This is a genomic window from Pseudomonas sp. H1_D04 (assembly GCF_054683855.1).
Genome location: NZ_CP162826.1, coordinates 2,457,401 through 2,481,269, shown reverse-complemented (window position 1 = coordinate 2,481,269; position 23,869 = coordinate 2,457,401). Strand labels below are relative to the sequence as shown.

Below are 23,869 nucleotides of genomic sequence, written 5' to 3'. Positions count from 1 at the left end.
GGCAAAACTTTCTGTCATTTAATGTGCGGGAGGTGGTTTACCCCCGATGGCGGTGTGTCAGCTTGCGCATGTGTTTCTGATACAACGCCATCGGGGGCAAGCCCCCTTCCACAGGTTTTAAGGCTTACTTGCCCGATTTGATCTTGGTCCAGCTGCGCGTCATTTCGCGCTGAGTTGCGGCTGGCAAGTCAGCAATGGCGTAGAGCTTGGCTTGCACATCGGCTGGCGGGTAGATGCCCGGATCGCTGGTGATGTCTTTGTCGACCAGTGCGGTGGCCTTCTCGTTACCGTTCGGGAAACGCACGCTGTTGGTGATCGACGCCATGACTTCCGGCTTGAGCAGGTAGTTCATGAACTTGTAAGCGGCGTCGACGTTTTCGGCATCTTTAGGGATGGCGACCATGTCGAAGAAGCTACCAGCGCCTTCTTTCGGAATGTCGTAGGCAACTTTCACTTTGCCACCGGCCTCAGCCGCGCGGGATTTAGCCTGCTGGATATCACCCGAGTAACCCACGGCCACGCAGATGTTGCCGTTGGCCAGGTCCGAGATGTACTTGGAGGAGTGGAAGTAGCCGATCGAAGGACGGATCTTCAGGAAGAGCGCTTCGGCTTGCTTGAGGTCGTCTTTCTTCTGGCTGTCGGTCGGCAGACCCAGGTAATGCAGCGCGATTGGCAGCATTTCGGTCGGCGAATCGAGGAAGCTCACGCCGCAGCTTTTGAGCTTGGCGATGTTCTCAGGCTTGAGCAGGATGTCCCACGAGTCGATCTTGTCCACGCCCAGCGCAGCCTTGACCTTCTCCGGGTTGTAGCCGATGCCGATCGAACCCCACATGTACGGGAAGGCGTGCTTGTTGTCCGGGTCGCTGACCGACACGGCTTTAAGCAGGGACTTGTTCAGGTTGCTGTAGTTGGACAGCTTGGACGTGTCCAGCTCCTGGTAGACACCGGCCTTGATCTGCTTGGCGAGGAAGTTGTTCGACGGCACGACGATGTCGTAACCGGACTTGCCTGCCAGCAACTTGGCTTCCAGGGTTTCGTTGCTGTCAAAAACGTCGTACACCACTTTAATGCCCGACTCTTTTTCAAAGTTGGCGATGGTGTCCGGTGCAATGTAGTCGGACCAGTTGTAGACGTGCAGCACCTTATCGTCTGCCTGGGCCGCGCCCGCCATTGCGCCCATCAGGGACAAGGCGAGGAGGGTCTTGCCAGCGTTCTTCAAACCTAATGCCTTCATTTGGTGATGCTCCAATTTTTCTTTTTTGGGCCACGTTTTTTCATGTTCTGCGGCCCTTCCAGAGGGCAACAAAACAGGGCGACAGTCTGGCAAGTTCAGGGGCCGGCTTTCAACCAAAGCCCCTACATTTATAACTGCCCAGTGCTCTGCGCACTGAGCCTAGCACTTAGCCCTGCAATGCCGCCAAAGTCAGATCCAGGCACTTGCGCGCCTTGGTCACCAACTCATCGATCTCAGCCTTGCTGATCACCAGTGGCGGGGAAATGATCATGGTGTCGCCCACGGCGCGCATGATCAGGCCATTGTTGAAACAGAAGTTGCGGCAAATCATGCCCACGCCTTTGCCTTCATAACGCTTGCGCGTGGCCTTGTCCTGCACCAGCTCAATGGCGCCCAACAGACCCACTCCGCGAACTTCGCCCACCAACGGGTGATCATTGAGCTCGCGCAGACGACGCTGCAAATAGGGTGCCGTTTCGCTGTTGACCTGCTCGATGATTTTTTCATCACGCATGATGCGGATGTTTTCCAGGGCCACCGCTGCGGCCACCGGGTGACCGGAGTAGGTAAACCCGTGGTTGAAATCGCCGCCTTCGTTCAGCACCTCGACCACTTCGTCGCGCACGATCAGGCCGCCCATAGGGATGTAACCCGAGGTCAGGCCCTTGGCGATGGTCATCATGTCTGGCTTGAGGTCGTAGAAATCGCTACCGAACCACTCACCGGTACGGCCAAACCCGCAGATCACTTCGTCGGCCACAAACAAGATGTCGTATTTAGCGAGGATTTCCTTGATGCGCGGCCAGTAAGTGGCGGGCGGGACGATCACGCCACCGGCACCCTGGATCGGCTCGGCAATAAAGGCACCGACGGTGTCCACGCCCAACTCGAGGATCTTCTCTTCCAACTGGTTGGCGGCCCAGATCCCGAACTCTTCGGGGCTCATGTCGCCACCTTCACCGAACCAGTAAGGCTGGGCGATGTGGGTGATGCCCGGGATCGGCAAGTCGCCCTGTTCGTGCATATAAGTCATGCCACCCAGGCTCGCGCCGGCCACGGTGGAGCCGTGGTAGCCGTTCTTGCGGCTGATGATGGTTTTCTTGTTCGGCTGGCCTTTGATCGCCCAGTAGTGGCGGACCATGCGCAACATAGTGTCGTTGCCTTCGGAGCCGGAACCGGTGAAGAACACGTGGTTCATGCCGGCGGGTGCGATGTCGGAAATGGCTTTGGCCAGCTCCAGCACCGGCGGGTGAGCGGTCTGGAAGAACAGGTTGTAGTACGGCAGTTCTTTCATTTGCTTGGCGGCGGCGTCAGCCAGTTCATCGCGACCATAACCGATCGCCACGCACCACAGGCCGGCCATGCCGTCGAGGATCTTGTTGCCTTCGCTGTCCCACAGGTAAACGCCGTGGGCTTTGGTGATAATCCGTGGGCCTTTCTCTTTCAATTGCTTGAAGTCGCTGAATGGCGCCAGGTGGTGATCGTTGCTCAAGGCTTGCCATTCACGGGTTTGCGGGTTGTTGCTGGACATACCAATCTCCTAGACTTTTCAGTTAAGGGCGCGCGGGTTACCCCGTGCGCCCGGCGCATCAGACGGCGAAGAGCAGGAATTCCCGCTCCCACGAACTGATCACGCGCTTGAAGTTTTCATGCTCGGCCCGCTTGACCGCGACGTAGCCTGTGATGAATTTCTGACCCAGGTATTTCTCGATGGTCTTGCTGTTTTCCATGCGTTCCAGGGCGTCTTCGATGGTCAACGGCAGACGCAGGTTGCGTCGTTCGTAACCACGACCTACCACCGGTGCGCTCGGGTTATGGCCTTCGACCATGCCGATGTAGCCGCACAGCAAACTGGCGGCAATCGCCAGGTAAGGGTTAGCGTCGGCCCCCGGCAGGCGGTTTTCTACGCGGCGGTTCTGCGGGCCGGCATCCGGTACGCGCAGGCCGACGGTGCGGTTTTCTTCGCCCCATTCCACGTTGACCGGCGCCGAGGTGTCGGGGAGGAAACGGCGGAACGAGTTCACGTTGGGAGCAAACAGCGGCAGCAATTCAGGGATGAATTTCTGCAGGCCGCCAATATGGTTGAGGAACAGCTGGCTCATGCTCCCGTCTTCATTGGAGAAGACGTTCTTGCCAGTCGCGATGTCGATGATGCTCTGGTGCAGGTGCATCGCGCTGCCGGGCTCGCCGGTCATCGGCTTGGCCATAAAGGTGGCCGCCACGTTGTGCTTGAGCGCTGCTTCACGCATCGTGCGTTTGAACACCAGGATCTGGTCAGCCAGGGACAGCGCATCGCCGTGACGGAAATTGATTTCCATCTGCGCGGTACCGTCTTCGTGGATCAGCGTGTCGAGGTCCAGCTCCTGCAGTTCGCACCAGTCGTAGACGTCTTCGAACAGCGGGTCGAATTCGTTGGCGGCCTCTATAGAGAAGGACTGACGACCAGTCTCCGGGCGCCCGGAACGGCCAATCGGCGGTTGCAGCGGGAAGTCAGGGTCTTCGCAGCGTTTGGTCAGGTAGAACTCCATCTCCGGCGCCACGATGGGCTGCCAGCCTTTGTCGGCGTAGAGCTTGAGGACTTTCTTGAGCACGTTGCGCGGCGACAGCTCGATCGGGTTGCCTTGCTTGTCGTAGGTATCGTGGATCACCTGGGCGGTGGGCTCGATGGCCCAAGGCACCAGGAATACCGCGTTCTGGTCGGGACGGCAGATCATGTCGATATCGGCCGGGTCGAGCAATTCGTAATAGATGTCGTCTTCGACATAGTCGCCGGTCACGGTCTGGAGCAGAACGCTCTCGGGCAGGCGCATGCCTTTTTCGGCGATGAACTTGTTGGTCGGCGAGATCTTGCCCCGGGTGATGCCGGTGAGGTCGCCAATCATGCATTCGACTTCTGTGATCTTGTGGTCTTTCAACCAATCGGTGAGCTGGTCGAGGTTGTTACTCATAAATGCCTCTGGGCTGGGTTTCCTGGCATCCATTAAAGGCCAGGCGTTGGTTGACGCAGCATCCGCGTCGTTTTGTTCATTCAGGGTAGGAGCTTACCTGCCATTTGCTGCAGCGTTGCATTCCTCACGCCAAAGTCGTGCAGAATCATGATCGGTTCCGTGGACGGGAGCCGGTCAGAGGCAGTTGAGGTGGCAAAGAAGAGGTCGGACGGGCCGTCAAGAATATTGGCCGGTGCAGGGACATTCACGCGGGGCGAACGAACTGCGGACAACGCCTGACTGGAGCAGGCAGAGACGCCGAGCGGCGGCAGGTGAAACATGAAGCACCCCGGTATTATTGCTGTTATGGGTTTGAATCGAGCTTAGCCTTGTTCATTTTTTTACACAACACCCCCGTAAAAAATACAACACGGCCCGCTCAAGCCTGCGAGTCCCAAGCGAATCAAATGCAAAAAACCGCCCCAAAAAGCCCCAAAAATGCCCTCGCGGCGCTTTTTTAGGGCAAAAAAGGCCTCGCTTGACTTCGGCATGCCGTTCGGGTTGACTGAAACCAGAAAAGATCAATGATTGATATTTTTAACAACAAAGGTGTTGCATCATGTCGGTACCCCCGCGTGCCGTTCAGCTTAACGAAGCGAACGCGTTCCTTAAGGATCATCCTGAGGTTCTGTACGTAGACCTTCTAATTGCGGATATGAATGGTGTGGTGCGCGGTAAGCGCATCGAACGCACCAGCCTCCACAAGGTTTACGAGAAGGGCATTAACCTGCCTGCCTCTTTATTTGCCCTGGATATCAACGGCTCGACGGTGGAAAGCACCGGCCTGGGTCTGGACATCGGTGATGCTGACCGAATCTGTTATCCAATCCCCGACACCCTGTGCAATGAACCTTGGCAAAAGCGCCCTACCGCGCAATTGCTGATGACCATGCACGAACTTGAAGGTGAACCTTTCTTCGCCGATCCACGCGAAGTGCTCCGCCAAGTTGTAAGCAAATTTGACGACCTCGGTCTGACCATCTGCGCTGCCTTCGAGCTTGAGTTCTACCTGATCGACCAGGAGAACGTGAACGGCCGCCCGCAACCGCCCCGCTCGCCGATCTCCGGCAAACGCCCGCACTCGACACAGGTCTACCTGATCGACGACCTCGACGAATACGTCGACTGTCTCCAGGACATCCTGGAAGGTGCCAAAGAGCAAGGTATCCCGGCTGACGCCATCGTCAAGGAAAGTGCCCCGGCGCAGTTCGAAGTGAACCTGCACCACGTCGCCGACCCGATCAAAGCGTGCGATTACGCTGTACTGCTCAAGCGCTTGATCAAGAACATCGCCTACGACCATGAGATGGACACCACCTTCATGGCCAAGCCTTACCCAGGCCAGGCAGGCAACGGGCTGCACGTACACATTTCGATTCTGGACAAAGACGGCAAGAACATCTTTGCCAGCGAGGATCCCGAGCAGAACGCCGCATTGCGTCACGCGATCGGCGGTGTGCTGGAGACCCTACCCGCCCAAATGGCGTTCCTGTGCCCTAACGTCAACTCCTACCGTCGTTTCGGCGCACAGTTCTACGTGCCGAACTCGCCGTGCTGGGGACTGGATAACCGCACCGTGGCGATTCGCGTACCGACCGGCTCGTCCGACGCCGTACGTATCGAGCACCGTGTAGCCGGCGCCGACGCCAACCCTTACCTGTTGATGGCTTCGGTCCTGGCAGGCGTGCACCACGGTCTGACCAACAAGATCGAACCGGGCGCACCCGTGGAAGGCAACAGCTACGAGCAGAACGAGCAGAGCCTGCCGAACAACCTGCGCGATGCCCTGCGCGAGTTGGACGACAGCGAGGTGATGGCTAAGTACATCGACCCTAAATACATCGATATCTTCGTCGCCTGTAAGGAAAGTGAGCTGGAAGAGTTCGAACACTCCATCTCCGACCTTGAGTACAACTGGTACCTGCATACCGTCTAAACGACGGCTGCAGAAAAAAGAGCGCCGCAGACCTTATGGTCTGCGGCGTTTTTTTTGGGTTTCTTCCAGAAGACCGGGCCGGCCTCATCGGGGGCAAGCCCCCTCCCACATTTGAATGTTCACAGATCAAAGTGTGGGAGGGGGCTTGCTCCCGATGGCGGCCTGGAAGACAACACAGACTCCTACTCATACAATGCCCGCTGCCTTGTAGGAGACTTCCATGACCACCCGCCCCGCCGCCCCTCGCAAACCCCGCGCACGCAGCCAGGCGCGGATCGACGCGATTCTCGACGCCGCCCGCACCTTGCTGGCCGCCGAAGGCGTGGCAGGCCTGTCGATCTACAGCGTGGCCGAGCGCGCGCAGATTCCGCCGTCGTCGGTGTATCACTTTTTCGCCAGTGTGCCCGCGTTGCTGGAAGCATTAACCGCTGACGTCCACGCAGCCTTCCGCGCGGCCATCCAGGCCCCCATCGACCATGACTCACTCAAGCACTGGCGGGACCTGTCCTACGTGGTCGAGCAGCGCATGCTCACCATCTACAGCAACGACGCCGCCGCGCGCCAATTGATCCTGGCCCAGCACGGGCTGACCGAAGTAACCCAGGCGGATCGTCAGCATGATCTGGAATTAGGGGATTTGATGCTGGCGGTGTTCAGCCGTCACTTCGAAGTGCCGACCTTGCCGACTGATGTGGATGTATTTGCGCTGGCGTTGGAACTGAGTGATCGCGTCTACGCGCGCTCGGTGCATCAGCATGGGCTGATTACGCCGCGGATGGCCGAGGAAGGGATGCGGGTGTTTGATGCGTATGTGGGGCTGTATTTACCGGCGTATCTGCCTAAGCGCTGAACCCTGGGTTGGCTGGGCGGGCCTCATCGGGGGCAAGTCGAATCGTCGCACCGCCCCTCCCACATATTGATCTTTGAACACATTCAAAATGTGGGAGGGGCGGTGCGACGATTCGACTTGCTCCCGATAGCGGTCCTAAGTGATCACAACTTGGCGATCGACACCTCAGTCGACTTCACGAAGGCAATCACTTCGCTGCCGATCACCAGCTCCAGCTCTTTGACCGAGCGAGTAGTGATCACGGAAGTGACGATACCGGACGCGGTCTGCACGTCGATTTCCGACAGCACGTCGCCGACTACGATTTCCTTGATGGTGCCTTTGAACTGGTTACGCACGTTGATAGCTTTAATAGTCATGGTGTTCTTCCTTCGCGGGACAAGTGAGTTATTGAGCCCAACGCAATTGCGTAGGCAGCGGTGAAACAGGTTCGGGTTCCGGCGGTGTACCGGGCAGCGACAGCACACGGTTGAGCACTTCAGCTTCCAGTGCGGCCAGGCGGTGTGAGCCACGGGCACGCGGACGTGGAAGATCAACGATCAGATCGAGGCCGATCTCGCCGTCTTCGATCAGGATCACCCGGTCGGCAATCGCCACCGCTTCGCTGACGTCATGGGTCACCAGCAACACAGTGAAGCCGTGCTTCTGCCAAAGGTTTTCGATCAGTTGCTGCATCTCGATGCGAGTCAGGGCATCCAGCGCCCCCAACGGTTCATCAAGCAGCAGCAGGCGCGGTTGGTGGATCAGCGCACGCGCCAGGGCGACACGTTGCTTCTGGCCACCCGACAGAGCCGCCGGCCATTCATTGGCACGCTCGGCCAGGCCGACCGCTTCCAACGCCTCCAGCGCTTTAGGGCGCCAGTTGCCGGTGAGCCCCAGACCCACGTTGTCGATGATCTTTTTCCACGGCAGCAAACGTGCTTCCTGGAACATCAACCGCGTGTCTTCAATCGCTTCGCTCAGCGGCGCAGAACCGGCCAGCAACTCGCCGCCGCTGGCTTTGTCCAGGCCGGCCAGCAGGCGCAGCAAGGTACTTTTGCCGCAACCGCTGCGGCCGACCACGGCCACGAACTGACCCGCCGGAATGTGCAGATCAATCTCTTTGAGCACTTCACGTGCGCCGAAAGATTTGCGCAATTTGCGCACCGCCAGAGGAATTCCCTTCAGCAGGCGCGGAGGTTGTTGAGCTGTCATGCCGCACCGCCTTTATTCACTTGATACGCCGGATGCCAGCGCAACCAAACCCGCTCCAGACCGCGCGCGGCCAGATCGGCGAGTTTGCCGAGGATCGCGTACATCACGATGGCCAGTACCACCACGTCGGTTTGCAGGAATTCACGGGCGTTCATTGCCAGATAGCCGATGCCCGAGCTGGCGGAGATGGTTTCCGCAACGATCAGCGTCAACCACATAAAGCCCAGAGCAAAGCGCACGCCCACCAAAATCGAGGGCAGCGCGCCCGGCAGGATCACTTGCCAGAACAGGCTGAAACCGGACAAACCGTAGCTGCGCGACATTTCCACCAGCGCCGGGTCGACGTTGCGGATGCCGTGATAGGTGTTCAGGTAGATCGGGAACAACGTGCCGAGGGCGACCAGGAAAATCTTCGCGGTCTCGTCAATCCCGAACCACAGGATCACCAGCGGAATCAGCGCCAGGTGCGGCACGTTGCGGATCATCTGCACCGAGCTGTCCAGCAGGCGCTCGCCCCATTTCGACAAACCGGTGATAAAGCCCAGCGCCAGGCCGATGCTGCCACCGATCACAAAGCCCAGGCCGGCGCGCCAGCCACTGATGGCCAAGTGCGTCCAGATTTCGCCGCTGGCCACCAGGTGAACACCGGCTTCAATCACCGCACTGGGCGCCGGCAGAATGCGCGTCGACAACCAGCCCGCCGACACCGACAACTGCCACACCGCCAGTAATAGAATCGGCAGCACCCAAGGCGCTACGCGATGGCTCAATTTTTCAAAGTTCATAACGCCGCCTCAGCTCTGTGACGCAGCTCTGGGAAGGATGTCGTTGGCGACCATTTCACCGAACGGGCTGACGTAACCGGCGCTTTTCGGCAGTTCGGGACGTTCGATGTCCAAGTGCGGAAACAGCAGTTCAGCCACCCGATACGACTCTTCCAGGTGCGGATAACCGGAGAAGATAAAGGTGTCGATGCCAAGCGCAGCGTACTCCTTGACCCGCGCCGCAACGGTTGGGCCATCGCCCACCAGCGCGGTGCCCGCACCGCCACGCACCAGGCCGACACCGGCCCACAGGTTGGGGCTGACTTCGAGGTTGTCGCGGTTGCCGCCATGCAAGGCAGCCATGCGCTGCTGGCCGACGGAATCGAAGCGCGCCAAGGAAGCCTGGGCACGGGCGATGGTGTCGTCGTCCAAGTGCGAGATCAGTTTGTCGGCGGCTTTCCAGGCCTCATCGTTGGTTTCGCGCACGATCACATGCAGGCGAATGCCGAAGCGCACGGTGCGCCCGAGTTTCGCGGCCTTGGCCCTTACCTGTTCGATTTTCTCGGCGACTGCGGCCGGTGGCTCGCCCCAGGTCAGCACCATCTCCACCTGTTCGGCTGCCAGGTCCTGGGCCGCTTCGGAGGAACCGCCAAAGTACAGCGGCGGACGCGGTTGCTGGATCGGCGGGTAGAGCAACTTGGCGCCTTTGACGCTGATGTGCTCGCCGTCGTAATCCACGGTTTCGCCTTCCAGCACGCGGCGCCAGATGCGGGTGAATTCCACCGAAGCCTGATAGCGCTCTTCGTGACTGAGGAACAAGCCATCACCGGCCAGCTCTTCCGGGTCACCACCGGTCACCAGGTTGAATAACGCACGGCCGCCGGACAGTCGATCCAAGGTCGCGGCCTGACGCGCCGCCACCGTCGGGGAAATGATCCCGGGGCGCAACGCGACAAGGAATTTCAAACGCTGGGTCACCGGGATCAGCGAGGCGGCCACCAGCCACGAGTCTTCGCAGGAGCGACCAGTGGGGATCAGCACCCCGCCGAATCCCAAGCGGTCAGCGGCCTGGGCCACTTGCTGCAGGTAACCGTGATCAACGGCGCGAGCGCCTTCGGCGGTGCCAAGGTAATGGCCGTCGCCGTGGGTAGGCAGGAACCAGAAAATATTGAGGCTCATGGAGTTGTCTCCTGAAGAAGTCGAATTACGGCGCTTTGGCCACAGCGGCGGGTGGCGTCCAGATCACGTCCTTGATGCTCAAGGGTTTGGGGATCAATTTGAGTTGGTAGAAGCTGTCGGCGATCTTTTGCTGGGCGGCGACCACTTCCGGGGTCAGGAACAGCGCGCCGTAGCCTTGGCGTTTCACCGAGGTCAGGGTGATATCCGCCGGCAGGCCGAGCAGTGGCGCGACTTGTTCAGTCACTTCCTGGGGGTTGGCCTTGGACCACTCGCCCACGGCGCGCACTTCTTCAATCAGTGCCTTGACGACTTCAGGGTGCTGCTCGGCGTAGGGCTTGGTCGCCAGGTAGAACTGATGGTTGTCGGCGATGCCGGTGCCGTCACGCAGGGTGCGGGCTTGCAATTGTTTCTCGGCGGCAGCTTGGTACGGGTCCCAGATCACCCAGGCGTCTACGCTGCCACGCTCGAACGCGGCGCGGGCATCGGCGGGCGGCAGGAACACGGTTTGTACGTCGGTGTATTTGAGGCCAGCGTCTTCCAGGGCACGTACCAGCAGGTAGTGCACGTTGGAGCCTTTGTTGAGCACGATTTTCTTGCCCTTGAGCTCGGCCACCGATTTGATCGTCGAGTCTTTCGGTACCAGGATCGCTTCACTGGTGGGCGCTGGCGGCTCGTAGGCCACGTAGAGAAGATCGGCACCGGCGGCCTGGGCGAACACCGGCGGGGTTTCGCCGGTAACGCCGAAGTCGATGGAGCCCACGTTCAGGCCTTCAAGCAGTTGCGGACCACCGGGAAACTCGGTCCATTGCACCTGCACGCCCTGGGCGGCCAGACGCTTTTCCAGGGTGCCCTTGGCTTTGAGCAACACCAGCGTGCCGTATTTCTGATAGCCGATCCGCAGTGTCTCGGCGGCTTGAGCTTGAACGATGGCGCCGAAGGACACAGCCGCAGCAAACAGTGCGACCAGACCACGACGCAAGATGACAGTGCGCATGGCGCTCTCTCCAAATATGCGATTAGGGTTTTGGCTGCACCTGCTTGGCCGTTAGCGGCTGAGTAAGGTGAGTGTTTCTTAAAGGGTGAGGCTCAGATGCTCCAGCGAGCAGTCAACAAACGGTCATTCAACACATGGGGGTCCAGCGGTTTAGGGCGGCGGGCCATGGCGCTGTAGAGCGTTTCCAAAGCCTCATGCAAACGGTGTTCAAGCACCGGCACCAGTTGCGCCTGGGCGCTGCCTTCGGCGTAAGCAATCTGGCTGTCTTCGGCAAAAATGCCGTGGAGCAATTCCTGGGCTTTCAACGCCGACAACACTGGCTTGAGCGCGTAGTCCACCGCCAACATATGGGCGATGCTGCCGCCGGTTGCCATCGGCAATACGATCTTGTGGGCCAGGGCGCGTTCGGGCAGCAGGTCGAGCACGGTTTTCAGCGCACCCGAGAACGAAGCCTTGTACACCGGCGTGGCGATCACCAGGCCATCTGCATTAGCCACCTGTTGCAGCAAGTCGATGACCTTGGGGCTATCGAAGCGCGCGTGCAGCAAGTCTTCGGCCGGGAAGTCCCGTACCTGATAACTCACCACTTCAACGCCTTTGTCTTGCAACCATTGACGGGTTTTTTCCAGCAAGACCCCGGAGCGGGAACGCTGGCTGGGACTGCCTCCAAGTGTTACGACCAACATGCAGGAATTCCTTGAGCAAGTGCCGGCGGTTCGCTGTGCGGCGATGGCGCCAATATGTGACAGACCTTATCAGCAGATTTATATATCTATAAATCTTATTTTTTCATTTGTTTATTCTTTAAATGCATATGTAGTTCGTAAACCGCCAGGCGAAAAAAAAGGCCGTAAAAACGGCCTGAAAACCCCTGCTATGTGATTCGGCTTGCAACTTGAAATGCAGTCAAAATGTGGTGGCTTGCTCCCGATTACGGTGTGTCAGTGACCAACGAATTGGCTGATCCACCGAGATCGAGGGCAAGCCCTCTCCCACACAGTTATGTGCTAACGATTGGGCTGTGGAGTAAGCCGCAGATACGGCTTCACCGCCCGATAACCCTTCGGAAAGCGCTTCTTGATCTCTTCCTCATCCTTGAGCGACGGCACGATCACCACTTCATCACCGTCCTGCCAGTTGGCAGGAGTGGCGACTTTGTAGTTGTCGGTCAGTTGCAGCGAGTCGATGACCCGCAGGATTTCGTGGAAGTTGCGACCCGTACTGGCCGGATAAGTGATGGTCAGGCGAATCTTTTTGTTCGGGTCGATCACGAACAGAGAGCGCACAGTGAGGGTGTCATTGGCGTTTGGATGGATCAGGTCGTAAAGGTCCGAAACCTTGCGGTCGGCGTCGGCGAGGATCGGGAAGTTGACGATAGTGTTCTGGGTTTCGTTGATGTCTTCGATCCACTTGTGGTGCGAATCCACCGGGTCGACCGACAGGGCGATGGCTTTGACGCCGCGCTGGGCGAATTCATCCTTGAGCTTGGCGGTAAAACCAAGCTCGGTGGTGCACACCGGGGTGAAGTCCGCCGGATGGGAAAACAACACACCCCAGCTATCGCCCAACCATTCGTGGAAACGAATCTTGCCGGCGCTGGAATCCTGTTCGAAGTCGGGGGCGATATCGCCCAGTCTTAGGCTCATGGTGTGGCTCCTGGTGAGTGCTTATGGAGCCCACTGTGCATGGATTAGAGATTATTTAAAAAGAATAAATATCGATTTATCTAGATGATAAAGGAATATTAAAAATGTGTTCATTGGACGCCGGAAACGGTGAAGGGCACCATCGTTTCCAAGGTTCGAGAAGGCCTTGAGACGCTGTACAAAGAGGGGGTTCAGGAAGGGCTTGCGGGGGTTGAGCCCGACTTGAAAAGCAAGACACCTTGCCCGGCGTTGCGCCGGGCAAGGTTTTTACAGTCTTACAACAGCTTCAAGCTACTAGAACAGTGGCAGCGAGTAGCTGACGATCAGGCGGTTTTCGTCCTGATCGCGCTGGCCGGCAATATCGTTGCGCCACATGGCGTTTTTCCAGGCTACGCCAACGTTCTTCAGCGGACCTTGTGGCACGACGTAGGCAACAGTGATGTCACGTTCCCACTCGCTCGCGCCGTTGGAGTTTGTCTGGACCTGAGCAACACCCACTCGGCCACGGGTATCGATATTGTCGCCACGCAGGTAAACCACACCAGCGGTCAAGCCAGGTACGCCAATCTTGGCGAAGTCATACGCGTAGCGAGCTTGCCAGGTACGTTCGCCAGCACGGGCAAACTTGGCAATCTGCGAGTCAGTGGTCAGATAAGCAGAAGCACCGTCGCCCTGGTTCAGGAACGGGAAGTCACTGTTGCCGTTGCTGGCCTGGTAACCGCCACCGAAGGTGTGACCTTCAACGGTGTACAGAAACAAGCCGCTGTACAGGTTGTTGTCGACTTTACCTTTGACGATATTAGCGCCGGCGGCGTTAGTACCGTAGTCACCGCTGGTGAAGTAGTTGGCGTCGTTGCTGTTGTTACCGTCAGAGCGGCTATTGAAGTAGCGCAAGTCGGTTTTCAACACGCCAGGACCGATAGCCCAGTTGTGCAGCAGGCCCAGGAAGTGTTGCTTGTAGAACTGGTCCAGATTGCCGTAGTAGTACTGGGCAGTCAGGTCTTTGGTGACCTTGTAGTCGCCACCGGCATAGATGAACTTGTTGCTGTCGCGACCCGCAGCAGTACGACCGTTGGCACCTGCGATGGACAGGTTTTCAACGTTGCTGGAGTTACGACCCTTGGCCTTTTCGATCTGACCCGCTACCAGCGTGAAGTCCTTGATATCGTTGGTAGTAATCTGGCCACCCTGGAAGGTTTGCGGCAGCAGACGACCATCGTTGGTCACCAGAACCGGCAGCTTTGGCTGCAGCGTGCCCAGCTTCAATTCGGTCTGGGAGATCTTGGCTTTGGCAGTCAGGCCCAGGCTGGAGTAGTTATCAACGGCTTCGCCATTGGACTTGCTCGGGAAAACCGTGCCGCCGTAAGAGCCAGCGTTGCCAGTCGACGGAGCAGTGGCGCCGTTGGTGCCGCCGCCCGAATCCAGACGCACGCCCAGCAGGCCGATAGCGTCAAGACCAAAGCCTACGGTGCCTTGGGTGTAACCGGAGATGAAGCGCAGGTCGAAAGCCTGGCCCCACTCTTCCGACTTGTTCTGCGCGCCGGCTGCTTTGGTAGCGTCGTCACGGTTATCAGTGTTGATGTAGAAGTTACGCAGACCCAGTGTGGCCTTGCTGTCTTCGATGAAACCGGCAGCGCCTGCATGCTGGGCGATCGCGCCCAAAGCTACAGCCAAAGCCAAGGTGGACTTCTTCATGTACCGCTCCTCTCATTTCTAATTTTTGTATTTCTTTGGTCTCGGGTCTGACGCCCTCGATCCACAGATGCGCGATTACCACCGGATAGTGACTGACAAGTCAATCGTAACCTTGTGTGTCTACTACCTTCGTCTAATCGCAGTTGATTTGGTCCCTGCAGGGTAATGAGTTTTTCATACACCCAAAAAGAATTATTTCATTCTTTTTCATACGATCTGGGAATAAGCCTTTGCATGAAAAGGACCGGTCAGAATAGACCACCCGCTCCATAAGCTAATTCCTAAAGGGTATTTATTAGCGCTTTTTTAGATCGATTAGTGTGACGACTCTGCTGCATACGTCACCCACGATCAAAAAGGCGACGCCATCATGGCCAAACGCATATCCTCCCGTCAATTTGTTACAGTTTTTGTGTCACTAATAGTTTCTTTTGCTGTCCAAGCCGCCGACTTGACCATCGGCTACCAAACCGGCATCGATCCCAGCAAGGTCCCACAGGCCGATGGCGCCTATGAAAAGGCCATTGGCGAGAAGATTGCCTGGCGCCGCTTCAACAGTGGTCCGGAAGTCGTAACGGCTATCGCCTCCGGCGATGTGCAAATCGGCAACCTCGGGTCCAGCCCCCTGGCAGCTGCTGCCTCGCGCAATCTACCCATCGTCGCGTTCATCGTATCGGCGCAGATCAATAGTTCTGAAGCCCTGGTAGTTCGCAACGGCAGCGGCATCGATAAACCCGAAGACTTGATCGGCAAGACGATCGCGACGCCCTTTGTCTCGACGTCTCATTACAGCCTGCTCGGCGCCTTGAAGCACTGGGGTCTGGACACTAAGCAAGTCAAAGTGGTCAACCTGCAACCGGCTGAAATTGCCGCTGCGTGGAAACGTGGGGATATCGATGGAGCCTTCGTGTGGTCGCCTGCGCTGGGAGAAATCCGCAAGACCGGCAAAACCCTGACTGACGCGGCCCAGGTGGGCCAGTGGGGTGCTCCGACGTTTGAAGTCTGGGTGGCGCGCAAGGATTTTGCGGAGAAACATCCTGAGGCAGTGGCCAAGTTTGCCAAGGTGACCCTGGACGCGTTCGCCGATTATGCCGCCCATAAAGACAGCTGGACGGTGGACTCGGAGCCGGTGCAGAAAATCGCTAAATTGACAGGCGCTAATGCCACGGACATTCCCGAGCTGCTGGCCGGCACCACATTCCCGGATGCCCAAGCGCAGCAAACCGATGCGCTGCTCAAAGGCGGCACGGCGAAGGCGATTGGGGAAACAGCGAAATTCTTGAAGGAGCAAGGGAAGGTTGAGACGGTGCTACCGGACTATTCGGCCTTTGTGACCGACAAATTCATCAAAGACTAAACTCGGTAAAAAACGTGGGAGGGGGCTTGCTCCCGATGGCGGTGTATCAGTCGACATCTCTCTGACTGATACACCGCTATCGGGAACAAGCGCCCTCCCACATTTGGATCTCCAGCGCTTTGAAGATCGGGTTTACAGCGCCTTTTCGAAAATCTTCGAATTACGCTGATAGTTGTACAGCGACGCCCGCGCCGACGGCAGTCGGTCCACAGTACTCGGTACAAAACCACGCTCACGGAACCAGTGCGCGGTGCGAGTGGTGAGGACGAACAAGGTCTTCAAGCCTTGGGCACGGGCGCGTGTTTCAATGCGCTCGAGTAACTCATCACCACGACCGCCATGGCGATACTCCGGGTTCACCGCCAGGCACGCCAGCTCACCCGCATCCGAATCGGCAATCTGATAAAGCGCCGCACAGGCGATGATCATGCCTTCGCGCTCGACCACGCTGAACTGCTCGATTTCACGCTCCAGCACTTCCCGCGAACGGCGTACCAGGATGCCCTGCTCTTCCAGCGGGCTGATCAGATCAAGCAAACCACCGACGTCTTCGATCGCCGCTTCGCGCACCAGTTCGAATTGCTCCTGGGCCACCAGCGTGCCGCCGCCATCGCGTGTAAACAGTTCGGTGAGCAGCGCGCCATCTTCGGCGTAGCTGACGATATGGCTGCGCCCTACCCCGCCCCGGCAAGCCTCGGCCGCGGCATCGAGCAGTTCGGCCTGGTAGTTGCTACTGCCCAGGCGTTGCAGGTGAGCCGGTACTTGTTGCGGACGCAGTTCGCGCACCAACCGGCCATTTTCATCGATCAGGCCGAGGTCGGCGCCGAACAGCAACAGTTTGTCGGCTCCCAGGTCGATGGCGGCGCGGGTGGCGACGTCTTCGCAGGCCAGGTTGAAGATTTCACCGGTAGGCGAGTAACCCAATGGCGACAGCAGCACGATGGAGCGCTCGTCCAGCAGGCGATTAATACCTTTGCGGTCGACCCGACGCACTTCGCCGGTGTGGTGATAGTCCACGCCTTCCAGCACTCCGATCGGGCGCGCGGTCACGAGATTGCCGCTGGCCACGCGCAGGCGCGAGCCCTGCATCGGCGACGAGGCCATGTCCATCGACAAGCGCGCTTCAATAGCGATACGCAGGTGGCCGACGGCGTCGATAACGCATTCCAGCGTCGGCGCGTCGGTGATACGCATACCCTCGTGATAAGCCGGGATCAGGCCGCGCGCTTCAAGGCGCGCTTCGATCTGTGGGCGCGAGCCATGAACCAGCACCAACCGCACGCCCAGGCTGTGCAGCAGCACCAGGTCGTGGACGATATTGCCGAAGTTGGGATGGTCCACACCGTCGCCAGGCAGCATGACTACAAAGGTGCAGTCGCGGTGGGCGTTGATGTAGGGCGAAGCGTGACGAAGCCAATTGACGTATTCGGGCATAACACCTGGGCCTGTAATAAAAAGCAGCCAAAAAAGGATGAATCGTGAAAACGCACAGCGGGCTGATGGTTATCGTCGGAACAGGCTTGGCGACACGCTCGCTCTCCTTCTATGTACGAATAGGCTGGGGTTAATTTATGCAGGTTTCAGGCAGTAATGGTCGATCAGTTCCCGCAATAGACGCACTGTAGGCGTTAAGCGTGACATTTCGAGGTACTCACCCGGTTGGTGGGCGCAGGCGATATCGCCAGGGCCAAGCACCAGGGTTTCACAACCAAGGCGCTGAAGATAAGGCGCTTCGGTGCCGAACGCTACTGCTTCGGCACGATGACCGGTCAATCGTTCCGCAACCCGCACCAGTTCGGCGTCTTCCGATTGTTCGAACGGCGGCACCTCGGGGAACAGCGGCGCATAGTCGATCTTGACCTGATGCCGCTCGGCCAAGGGTTCGAGCTTCTGCCGGATGGCTGCACGCAACACCTGTGGGTCCATGCCCGGCAAGGGCCGCAGGTCGAACTCCAGGGAGCACTGACCGCAGATGCGGTTCGGGTTGTCGCCGCCGTGGATACAGCCGAAGTTCATGGTCGGCTGCGGTACGCTGAATTGCGGGTTGCGGTACTCGCGCTGCCAGGCCAGGCGCAGGCCACGCAACTCGCCGATGGCATCGTGCATGGCTTCGAGGGCGCTGTGGCCCAGGCTTGGATCCGACGAATGGCCGCTGCGCCCAAGGATGTCGATGCGCTCCATCATCACGCCCTTGTGCAGGCGGATCGGCTTGAGCCCGGTGGGCTCGCCGATCACCGCCGCACGGCCCAGAGGGCGCCCGGCTTCGGCCAGCGCGCGGGCGCCGGACATGGAGCTTTCTTCGTCGCAGGTGGCGAGGATCAATAGCGGTTGCTTGAACGGTTGGTCCAGCAGCGGCAACACCGCTTCGATGGCCAGGGCGAAAAAGCCCTTCATGTCGCAACTGCCCAATCCTACCCAGCGGCCGTCGACTTCCGTCAGCTTGAGCGGGTCGGTTTTCCACAGGGCGGCGTCATAAGGGACGGTGTCGCTATGACCGGCCAGCACCAGTCCACCGGGGCCGCTGCCGAAGGTGGCCAAGAGGTTGAACTTGCCGGGGCTGACTTGCTGGATGTCGATGGCAAAACCCAGATCACCCAGCCAACTGGCGAGCAAATCGATCACGGGCCGGTTGGTCTGGTCGAGAGACGCTTGGGTGCAACTGACCGACGGCGCGGCAATCAAGGCGGCAAACTGCTCTTTCATGGACGGTAACGGCATGCGCGGTCTCTCAACTTCCCGGATGAGCCCCACTATAGAGCCATCTGCACGACACAATAAACCGTTGCGGCACGTTGCCGGGCTCAGTCCTGTACACTGCACGACCTTGGCAGCCACACTTTTCCCCGGCTGCGCTCCCGATCCTGGATTTTCCGGCCATGCAGAAAGAAACCGAAATCAAGCTACGCGTCAGCCGCGAAACACTCGCCGCGCTGCGTGAGCACCCGTTACTGAAAAAACGCAACAAAAGTGGCTGGGAACGCCGTGAGTTGATGAACCAGTACTTTGACACCCCCGAGCGCGACCTGGCCCAGGCAAAAGTCGCCCTGCGCCTGCGCAAAGACGGTGACGACATTATCCAGACCCTCAAGACCCGTGGCCAAAGCGTCGCCGGTTTGTCGGAACGCAATGAGTACAACTGGGACCTGCCCAAAGCCAAGCTCGACGTGAAGAAACTCGACGGCGAATGCTGGCCCGAGCAATTGGCCGAGCTGGACAAGAAGACCCTCAAGCCGATCTTCACCACCGACTTCGTGCGTGAACGCGCTGAAATCGCCTGGGGCCGCGGTAAGGCCAAAGTCGTGATCGAAGCCGCCCTGGACTTGGGCCACGTGGTGGTCGGCAAACAGAAAGAAGAAATCTGCGAGCTGGAGTTGGAACTGCGCGAAGGCGAACCAGCGGCCTTGCTGGAGCTGGCCGCTGAACTGGCCGCGACGCTTGCCCTGATGCCGTGCGATATCAGCAAGGCCGAGCGCGGCTATCGCCTGTACGACGCCAGCAGCTACTCCCTGAGCCTGCCGGCGCCGCAGATCCACGCCGAAATGCCGTTGGACGACGCCTTTGCCGCGATCATGTGGCACCTGTTGGGCAGCAGCCAACGCCTGGCCGAACAATATCGCTTCAATGGCCACTGGCGCCTGCTGCACGACTGGGTCGACAACCTCGGCGAATTGCGCGCCCTGATCGGCAGCCTCGGCCAGGCCGCACCGCGTCAATCCACCAGCGAACTGCGCAGCGTACTCGATGCCTTGCTGGAAGATTGGCGCCCACTGGTACAAGCCGGTGACGACGATGAAGACATCCGCAAAGCCGCACCGGAGCAATTCGTCGAAGAGTTGGAAGACGTGCGTTGGGGCCTGTTCTCACTGAACCTGTCGCGATGGCTGCTCGCCCGCACCTGGACCGCCGACCGCAACGTGCGTGGCAACCGTCAGGGCGCTGCGCAAATCACCAACTGGCTGCCACGCCTGTTGGCCGAAGATGCCGTCGCCCTGCAACTGCCGCGCTACCAGCAACAACCGGAAGACCTGGCCGAGCAACTGCCGCGTATCGAACGCATCCAGGCCTGGCTGCACCATGCGCGTAACGTGGTGGATATTCCTGAGCTGGACCGTTTGTACGGCGAACTGAACAAGTTGGCGCAATTGGCCAACCAGCCGATCACTGATGAATCGCTGGATGCGCGTATGCATCAGGCGATTGCGGTGTATCAGAACCGTGCCTGGAAGACTCTTCTGCGTCTGTAATACCACCATCGGGGGGCAATCCCCTCCCACATTTGGACGCGTTTCAACTGTGGGAGGGGATTGCCCCCGATGAAGCCCCCGCTGTCAGCGCTAGACTGGAAGGGAAGTGGTGGACTTGATTTCCGACAACGCCACAATCGAGTTCACCTCCTGAATCCCTGGCACCATCGACAATTTCTCAAAGAAAAACCGCTCGTACGCCTCGATGTCCGACGTCACGATGCGCAGCAGAAAATCCACCGCCCCCATTAGCACATAGCACTCCAACACTTCCGGAAAGCCGCGAATCGCATCGGTGAACTCAGTGAAGTTGGATCGGCCGTGGGCGTTGAGTTTGACCTCGGCAAAAATCTGCGTGTTGAGGCCGATCTTCTTGCGATCCAACAACGTCACCTGCCCGCGGATCACACCTTCCTCCTTCAGCCGCTGGATTCGTCGCCAGCATGGCGACTGGGACAAACCCACCTGTTCGGCAATCTGTGCACTGGAAAGCGAAGCGTCCTCCTGCAACAGGGCCAGGATGCGACGGTCGTAAGCGTCCAACTCGCTATGCATAGAAATACCTATTATTGAATCAAACTCGAATTGATCTATTCGATTTTTAGCAAAACATGCCCATCTTAGATAAGAAATCTCCGCTGGCGAATGTAAAAATTCCTTCCATCGAATCTGGAGAGTCAGCATGCACGCCGTCGAAACCATCCAACCTGCTGCGCGCGCCGATGCGTGGGCTGTCACCAGCGCCCATTGCCAGGCGCACTACCAGATCGTTGCCGAGGCGGAGCCCGATGTGTTGTGCCGAGTACTCAACTATTTTGCGTTGCAGTTTCTGACGCCTCGGCACGTCGCCGTGAATCGGGAAGACGACCTGCTGAACATCGACATCGTGATCGATGGCCTGAGCTGGCATCGGGCCCAAGTCATCGGTGAAAAGATTCGAAACCTGATCAGCGTGTGCGCGCTGGACATGTGGTCAGCTGATTCCGTGGGGCCTATAGCGGTGGTTGCAGCCGCTCAGTAAAGACCTGCAACACACACTGGGAGGATGAAACTCGGGAGCTGGCTAGCCTGAAATTTCGTCCAAGGCTACCCAGGAACACCTTCATGTCTGTTGATCAGCGATTGGAACTGCATGCGTTGCTGCCGGCCTTGGTGGAGGAAGGTTTGATCACTCCCGACGCCGCGCAGCGGTTATCGGCGGCGCACCCCGACAACGCTCAACACCCATTGGAGCGTATCGCCGCCCATGGGCCTTCCCTGGAAACCCTGACCCAATGGCTTGCCCAGCGTGTCCGGCAACCTTATCTGCGTATCGACCCGTTGAAGATAGATGTCGCAACAGTGGTGCCACTGATGTCCCACGCGTTCGCCCAGCGCCACGCCATTCTTGCCGTGGCCGTGGATGCGCATACCGTTACCGTCGCCAGCGCCCAGCCCCACGTCAGCAGTTGGGAATCCGGACTGGCGCAAGTACTCAAGCGTTCGATCAAGCGAGTGGTTGCAAACCCTCAGGACATCCAGCGGTGTATCAGCGAGTTTTACCGGCTGGCGAAGTCCGTCAGCGGGGCCGATCAAAAGGTCGCGGTGCCGGGTAACTTCGAGTTGCTGAACCTTGGCGCCAGCGACCAGGAGCCGGACGCGAATGACGCACATATCGTTAATATCGTCGACTGGCTGTTGCAGTACGCCTTCGCACAGCGGGCCAGCGATATTCATATCGAGCCTGGCAGTGAGCAGGGTCGGGTACGTTTTCGCATTGATGGGTTGCTGCACGACGTCTATCAATTTCCACCCCAGGTGACGATGGCGGTGGTCAGCCGCCTGAAAAGCCTGGGGCGGATGAACGTGGCAGAAAAGCGCAAGCCCCAGGATGGCCGGGTCAAGACCAAAAGCCCGACGGGCGCAGAAGTTGAGTTGCGTCTGTCGACCTTGCCCACAGCCTTCGGCGAGAAACTGGTGATGCGGATTTTCGACCCCCAGGTGCTGCTCAAGGATTTTGACCAGTTGGGTTTATCCACCGAGGACCAGCACCGCTGGCACGCGATGACGCGCCAGACCCACGGCATCATCCTCGTCACCGGTCCTACCGGCTCAGGCAAGACCAGCACTCTTTACACCACGCTCAAGCAACTGGCGACCCGGGAGGTCAACCTGTGCACGGTGGAAGATCCGATCGAGATGGTCGAGCCGGCCTTTAACCAGATGCAGGTGCAGCACAACATCGACCTGACCTTCGCCAGCGGCATCCGCGCTCTGCTGCGCCAAGACCCGGACATCATCATGATCGGCGAGATTCGCGATCAGGAAACCGCAGAAATGGCTATCCAGGCCGCACTGACCGGGCACTTGGTCCTCTCGACGCTGCACACCAACGATGCGCCCAGCGCCATTAGCCGCTTGCAGGAACTGGGCATCGCTCATTATTTGATCAAGGCCACCTTGTTGGGTGTTATGGCGCAGCGCTTGGTACGAGTGCTGTGCCCCCATTGCAAGCGCTCGACGGGCGATGTCCACGAGGCCGTCGGATGTGCGGAATGTCGGAACAGCGGGTACCGGGGACGCGCAGGGGTCTACGAAATCATGGTGTTGAATGAGTCGATCAAAGCACTGATCACTCCGGGCGCCGACGTGCAGACCTTACGCCAGGCGGCTATTGCGCAAGGCATGTGCAGCCTGCGCATGGCCGGATTGAGGAAGGCGCAAGCTGGGCTGACCACGATGGCCGAAGTGTTGCGAGTAACGCCTGGGGATTCGGTAACAAATCCTTTGGTTACGGCGCGCTGAAATCGTTCTTATCTGTGACAACACCGTTACACTCGGCCAACCGTCGTTTAACTGACACCATCAGATAGGGAATCGCTATGCAGATCGGAACCGTACTGCTTCTTTTCGTGGGCTTGGCCGCCGCCATATTATTCATGGGCTTCAAGGTGGTGCCTCAAGGCTACCAGTGGACCGTCGAGCGTTTCGGCCGTTATACCAACACCCTCAAGCCTGGCCTGAACATCATCATCCCGGTCATGGATCGCATCGGTCGCAAGATCAACGTGATGGAGAGCGTGCTGGATATTCCACCCCAGGAAGTCATCACCGCCGACAACGCCACCGTACAGATAGACGCCGTGTGTTTCTTCCAGGTTGTCAATACCGCCCAGGCCGCCTACGAGGTCAACAACCTCGAACACGCCATCCGCAATTTGCTGCAAACCAATATCCGCACCGTGCTCGGCTCCATGGAGCTGGATGCCATGCTCAGCCAGCGTGACGGCATCAACGAAAAACTGCTGCGCACCGTGGATGAAGCCACTGCTCCGTGGGGCATCAAGATCACCCGTATCGAGATCAAAGACATCAGCCCGCCCGCCGACCTGATGGCCGCCATGTCCGGCCAGATGAAAGCCGAGCGGATCAAGCGTGCGCAAATCCTTGAGGCCGAAGGCCTGCGAGCATCGGCAATCCTGACTGCCGAAGGCAAGAAGCAGGCACAGATTCTTGAAGCTGAAGGTGGACGCCAAGCCGCATTCCTGGAGTCTGAAGCCCGTGAGCGTCAAGCAGAGGCTGAAGCCCGTGCAACCCAGGTGGTCTCCGAGGCCATCGCCACCGGTAACGTGCAGGCCATCAACTACTTCGTTGCGCAAAAATACATCGACGCCTTGGGCAAACTTGCCTCGGCCAACAACAGCAAGGTCATCCTGATGCCGCTTGAAGCCAGCCAGGTGATCGGTGCGGTGGGCGGCATCGGCGAGATCGTCAAGGCAACGTTCGATAACAAGAAAGGTTGAGGCCGTC

The 23,869-nt window shown here is 58.7% G+C and carries 22 protein-coding genes; 8 read left to right on the top strand and 14 right to left on the bottom strand.

The window, feature by feature from the left end; translation table 11 throughout:
• Window positions 1-124 precede the first annotated feature (124 nt).
• The 3 genes from AB4N82_RS11340 to AB4N82_RS11330 all read right to left on the bottom strand — a co-directional run bounded on the left by AB4N82_RS11340 (window position 125) and on the right by AB4N82_RS11330 (window position 4,182).
• On the bottom strand, window positions 125-1,219 hold the full coding sequence (locus tag AB4N82_RS11340; RefSeq protein ID WP_095185317.1) for a polyamine ABC transporter substrate-binding protein: 1,095 nt from the start codon (window positions 1,217-1,219) through the stop codon (window positions 125-127).
• Window positions 1,220-1,400: 181 nt separating this feature from the next.
• A complete protein-coding gene (locus tag AB4N82_RS11335) occupies window positions 1,401-2,765 on the bottom strand; it encodes an aspartate aminotransferase family protein (protein WP_032884238.1) in 1,365 nt (454 codons plus the stop codon).
• Window positions 2,766-2,823: 58 nt separating this feature from the next.
• Window positions 2,824-4,182, bottom strand: coding sequence for a glutamine synthetase family protein (locus AB4N82_RS11330; RefSeq protein WP_032884240.1), 1,359 nt, complete (start codon window positions 4,180-4,182; stop codon window positions 2,824-2,826).
• Between the two features lie 598 nt (window positions 4,183-4,780).
• Here AB4N82_RS11330 and AB4N82_RS11325 point away from each other — a divergent pair.
• The gene (locus tag AB4N82_RS11325; RefSeq protein ID WP_003213894.1) at window positions 4,781-6,157 is read left to right on the top strand and encodes a glutamine synthetase family protein; all 1,377 of its coding nucleotides are present in this window, start codon (window positions 4,781-4,783) and stop codon (window positions 6,155-6,157) included.
• 220 nt (window positions 6,158-6,377) lie between these two features.
• The gene (locus AB4N82_RS11320; RefSeq protein WP_032884245.1) at window positions 6,378-7,007 is read left to right on the top strand and encodes a TetR/AcrR family transcriptional regulator; all 630 of its coding nucleotides are present in this window, start codon (window positions 6,378-6,380) and stop codon (window positions 7,005-7,007) included.
• Window positions 7,008-7,150: 143 nt separating this feature from the next.
• On the opposite strand, the gene AB4N82_RS11315 is transcribed toward AB4N82_RS11320, so the two are convergent.
• The 6 genes from AB4N82_RS11315 to ssuE form a co-directional block, all read right to left on the bottom strand.
• On the bottom strand, window positions 7,151-7,366 hold the full coding sequence (locus tag AB4N82_RS11315; RefSeq protein WP_003176783.1) for a TOBE domain-containing protein: 216 nt from the start codon (window positions 7,364-7,366) through the stop codon (window positions 7,151-7,153).
• 28 nt (window positions 7,367-7,394) lie between these two features.
• On the bottom strand, window positions 7,395-8,201 hold the full coding sequence (gene ssuB, locus AB4N82_RS11310; RefSeq protein ID WP_032884247.1) for an aliphatic sulfonates ABC transporter ATP-binding protein: 807 nt from the start codon (window positions 8,199-8,201) through the stop codon (window positions 7,395-7,397).
• Window positions 8,198-8,986, bottom strand: a complete 789-nt coding sequence (ssuC, locus tag AB4N82_RS11305; RefSeq protein WP_032884249.1) for an aliphatic sulfonate ABC transporter permease SsuC — start codon at window positions 8,984-8,986, stop codon at window positions 8,198-8,200. Before ssuC ends, ssuB begins: the two co-directional genes overlap by 4 nt.
• Window positions 8,987-8,995: 9 nt before the next feature.
• The gene (ssuD, locus tag AB4N82_RS11300) at window positions 8,996-10,144 is read right to left on the bottom strand and encodes an FMNH2-dependent alkanesulfonate monooxygenase (protein ID WP_122763948.1); all 1,149 of its coding nucleotides are present in this window, start codon (window positions 10,142-10,144) and stop codon (window positions 8,996-8,998) included.
• Between the two features lie 25 nt (window positions 10,145-10,169).
• On the bottom strand, window positions 10,170-11,138 hold the full coding sequence (locus tag AB4N82_RS11295; protein WP_032884251.1) for a sulfonate ABC transporter substrate-binding protein: 969 nt from the start codon (window positions 11,136-11,138) through the stop codon (window positions 10,170-10,172).
• Between the two features lie 92 nt (window positions 11,139-11,230).
• The gene (ssuE, locus tag AB4N82_RS11290) at window positions 11,231-11,824 is read right to left on the bottom strand and encodes an NADPH-dependent FMN reductase (protein ID WP_032884253.1); all 594 of its coding nucleotides are present in this window, start codon (window positions 11,822-11,824) and stop codon (window positions 11,231-11,233) included.
• Between ssuE and AB4N82_RS11285 the strand changes: the two genes are divergently transcribed.
• Window positions 11,823-12,020 (top strand): hypothetical protein, encoded by a 198-nt coding sequence (locus AB4N82_RS11285; protein ID WP_143521203.1) that lies wholly within the window; start codon window positions 11,823-11,825, stop codon window positions 12,018-12,020. The genes ssuE and AB4N82_RS11285 overlap by 2 nt on opposite strands.
• A gap of 125 nt (window positions 12,021-12,145) precedes the next feature.
• Here AB4N82_RS11285 and AB4N82_RS11280 read toward each other — a convergent pair whose 3' ends face one another.
• Entirely contained in the window at window positions 12,146-12,784 is a 639-nt protein-coding gene (locus AB4N82_RS11280; RefSeq protein WP_032884255.1) for a peroxiredoxin, read from the bottom strand.
• Window positions 12,785-13,078: 294 nt separating this feature from the next.
• Entirely contained in the window at window positions 13,079-14,479 is a 1,401-nt protein-coding gene (locus AB4N82_RS11275) for an OprD family porin (RefSeq protein WP_122763949.1), read from the bottom strand.
• Window positions 14,480-14,849: 370 nt separating this feature from the next.
• Here AB4N82_RS11275 and tauA point away from each other — a divergent pair, with 370 nt between their 5' ends.
• The gene (gene tauA, locus AB4N82_RS11270) at window positions 14,850-15,836 is read left to right on the top strand and encodes a taurine ABC transporter substrate-binding protein (protein WP_122763950.1); all 987 of its coding nucleotides are present in this window, start codon (window positions 14,850-14,852) and stop codon (window positions 15,834-15,836) included.
• Window positions 15,837-15,968: 132 nt separating this feature from the next.
• Here the strand turns inward: tauA and argA are convergent, their stop codons facing one another.
• Window positions 15,969-17,270 (bottom strand): amino-acid N-acetyltransferase, encoded by a 1,302-nt coding sequence (argA, locus tag AB4N82_RS11265; RefSeq protein ID WP_032884260.1) that lies wholly within the window; start codon window positions 17,268-17,270, stop codon window positions 15,969-15,971.
• 135 nt (window positions 17,271-17,405) lie between these two features.
• Complete coding sequence (argE, locus tag AB4N82_RS11260) at window positions 17,406-18,554, bottom strand: acetylornithine deacetylase (protein ID WP_122763951.1); 1,149 nt, start codon at window positions 18,552-18,554, stop codon at window positions 17,406-17,408.
• A gap of 158 nt (window positions 18,555-18,712) precedes the next feature.
• Between argE and AB4N82_RS11255 the strand changes: the two genes are divergently transcribed.
• On the top strand, window positions 18,713-20,080 hold the full coding sequence (locus tag AB4N82_RS11255) for a CYTH domain-containing protein (protein WP_122763952.1): 1,368 nt from the start codon (window positions 18,713-18,715) through the stop codon (window positions 20,078-20,080).
• Between the two features lie 90 nt (window positions 20,081-20,170).
• Here the strand turns inward: AB4N82_RS11255 and AB4N82_RS11250 are convergent, their stop codons facing one another.
• Window positions 20,171-20,635: an Lrp/AsnC family transcriptional regulator gene (locus AB4N82_RS11250; protein ID WP_032884266.1), complete on the bottom strand. Its 465-nt coding sequence runs from the start codon at window positions 20,633-20,635 to the stop codon at window positions 20,171-20,173.
• Window positions 20,636-20,762: 127 nt separating this feature from the next.
• On the opposite strand from AB4N82_RS11250, the gene AB4N82_RS11245 reads away from it, so the two are divergent.
• From AB4N82_RS11245 to AB4N82_RS11235, 3 genes are all read left to right on the top strand, one after another.
• A complete protein-coding gene (locus AB4N82_RS11245) occupies window positions 20,763-21,101 on the top strand; it encodes a hypothetical protein (RefSeq protein ID WP_032884268.1) in 339 nt (112 codons plus the stop codon).
• Between the two features lie 83 nt (window positions 21,102-21,184).
• Window positions 21,185-22,864, top strand: a complete 1,680-nt coding sequence (locus AB4N82_RS11240; RefSeq protein ID WP_122763953.1) for a GspE/PulE family protein — start codon at window positions 21,185-21,187, stop codon at window positions 22,862-22,864.
• A 77-nt stretch (window positions 22,865-22,941) separates the two neighbouring features.
• Window positions 22,942-23,862: an SPFH domain-containing protein gene (locus tag AB4N82_RS11235; RefSeq protein WP_032884271.1), complete on the top strand. Its 921-nt coding sequence runs from the start codon at window positions 22,942-22,944 to the stop codon at window positions 23,860-23,862.
• The last annotated feature ends 7 nt before the right edge of the window (window positions 23,863-23,869 follow it).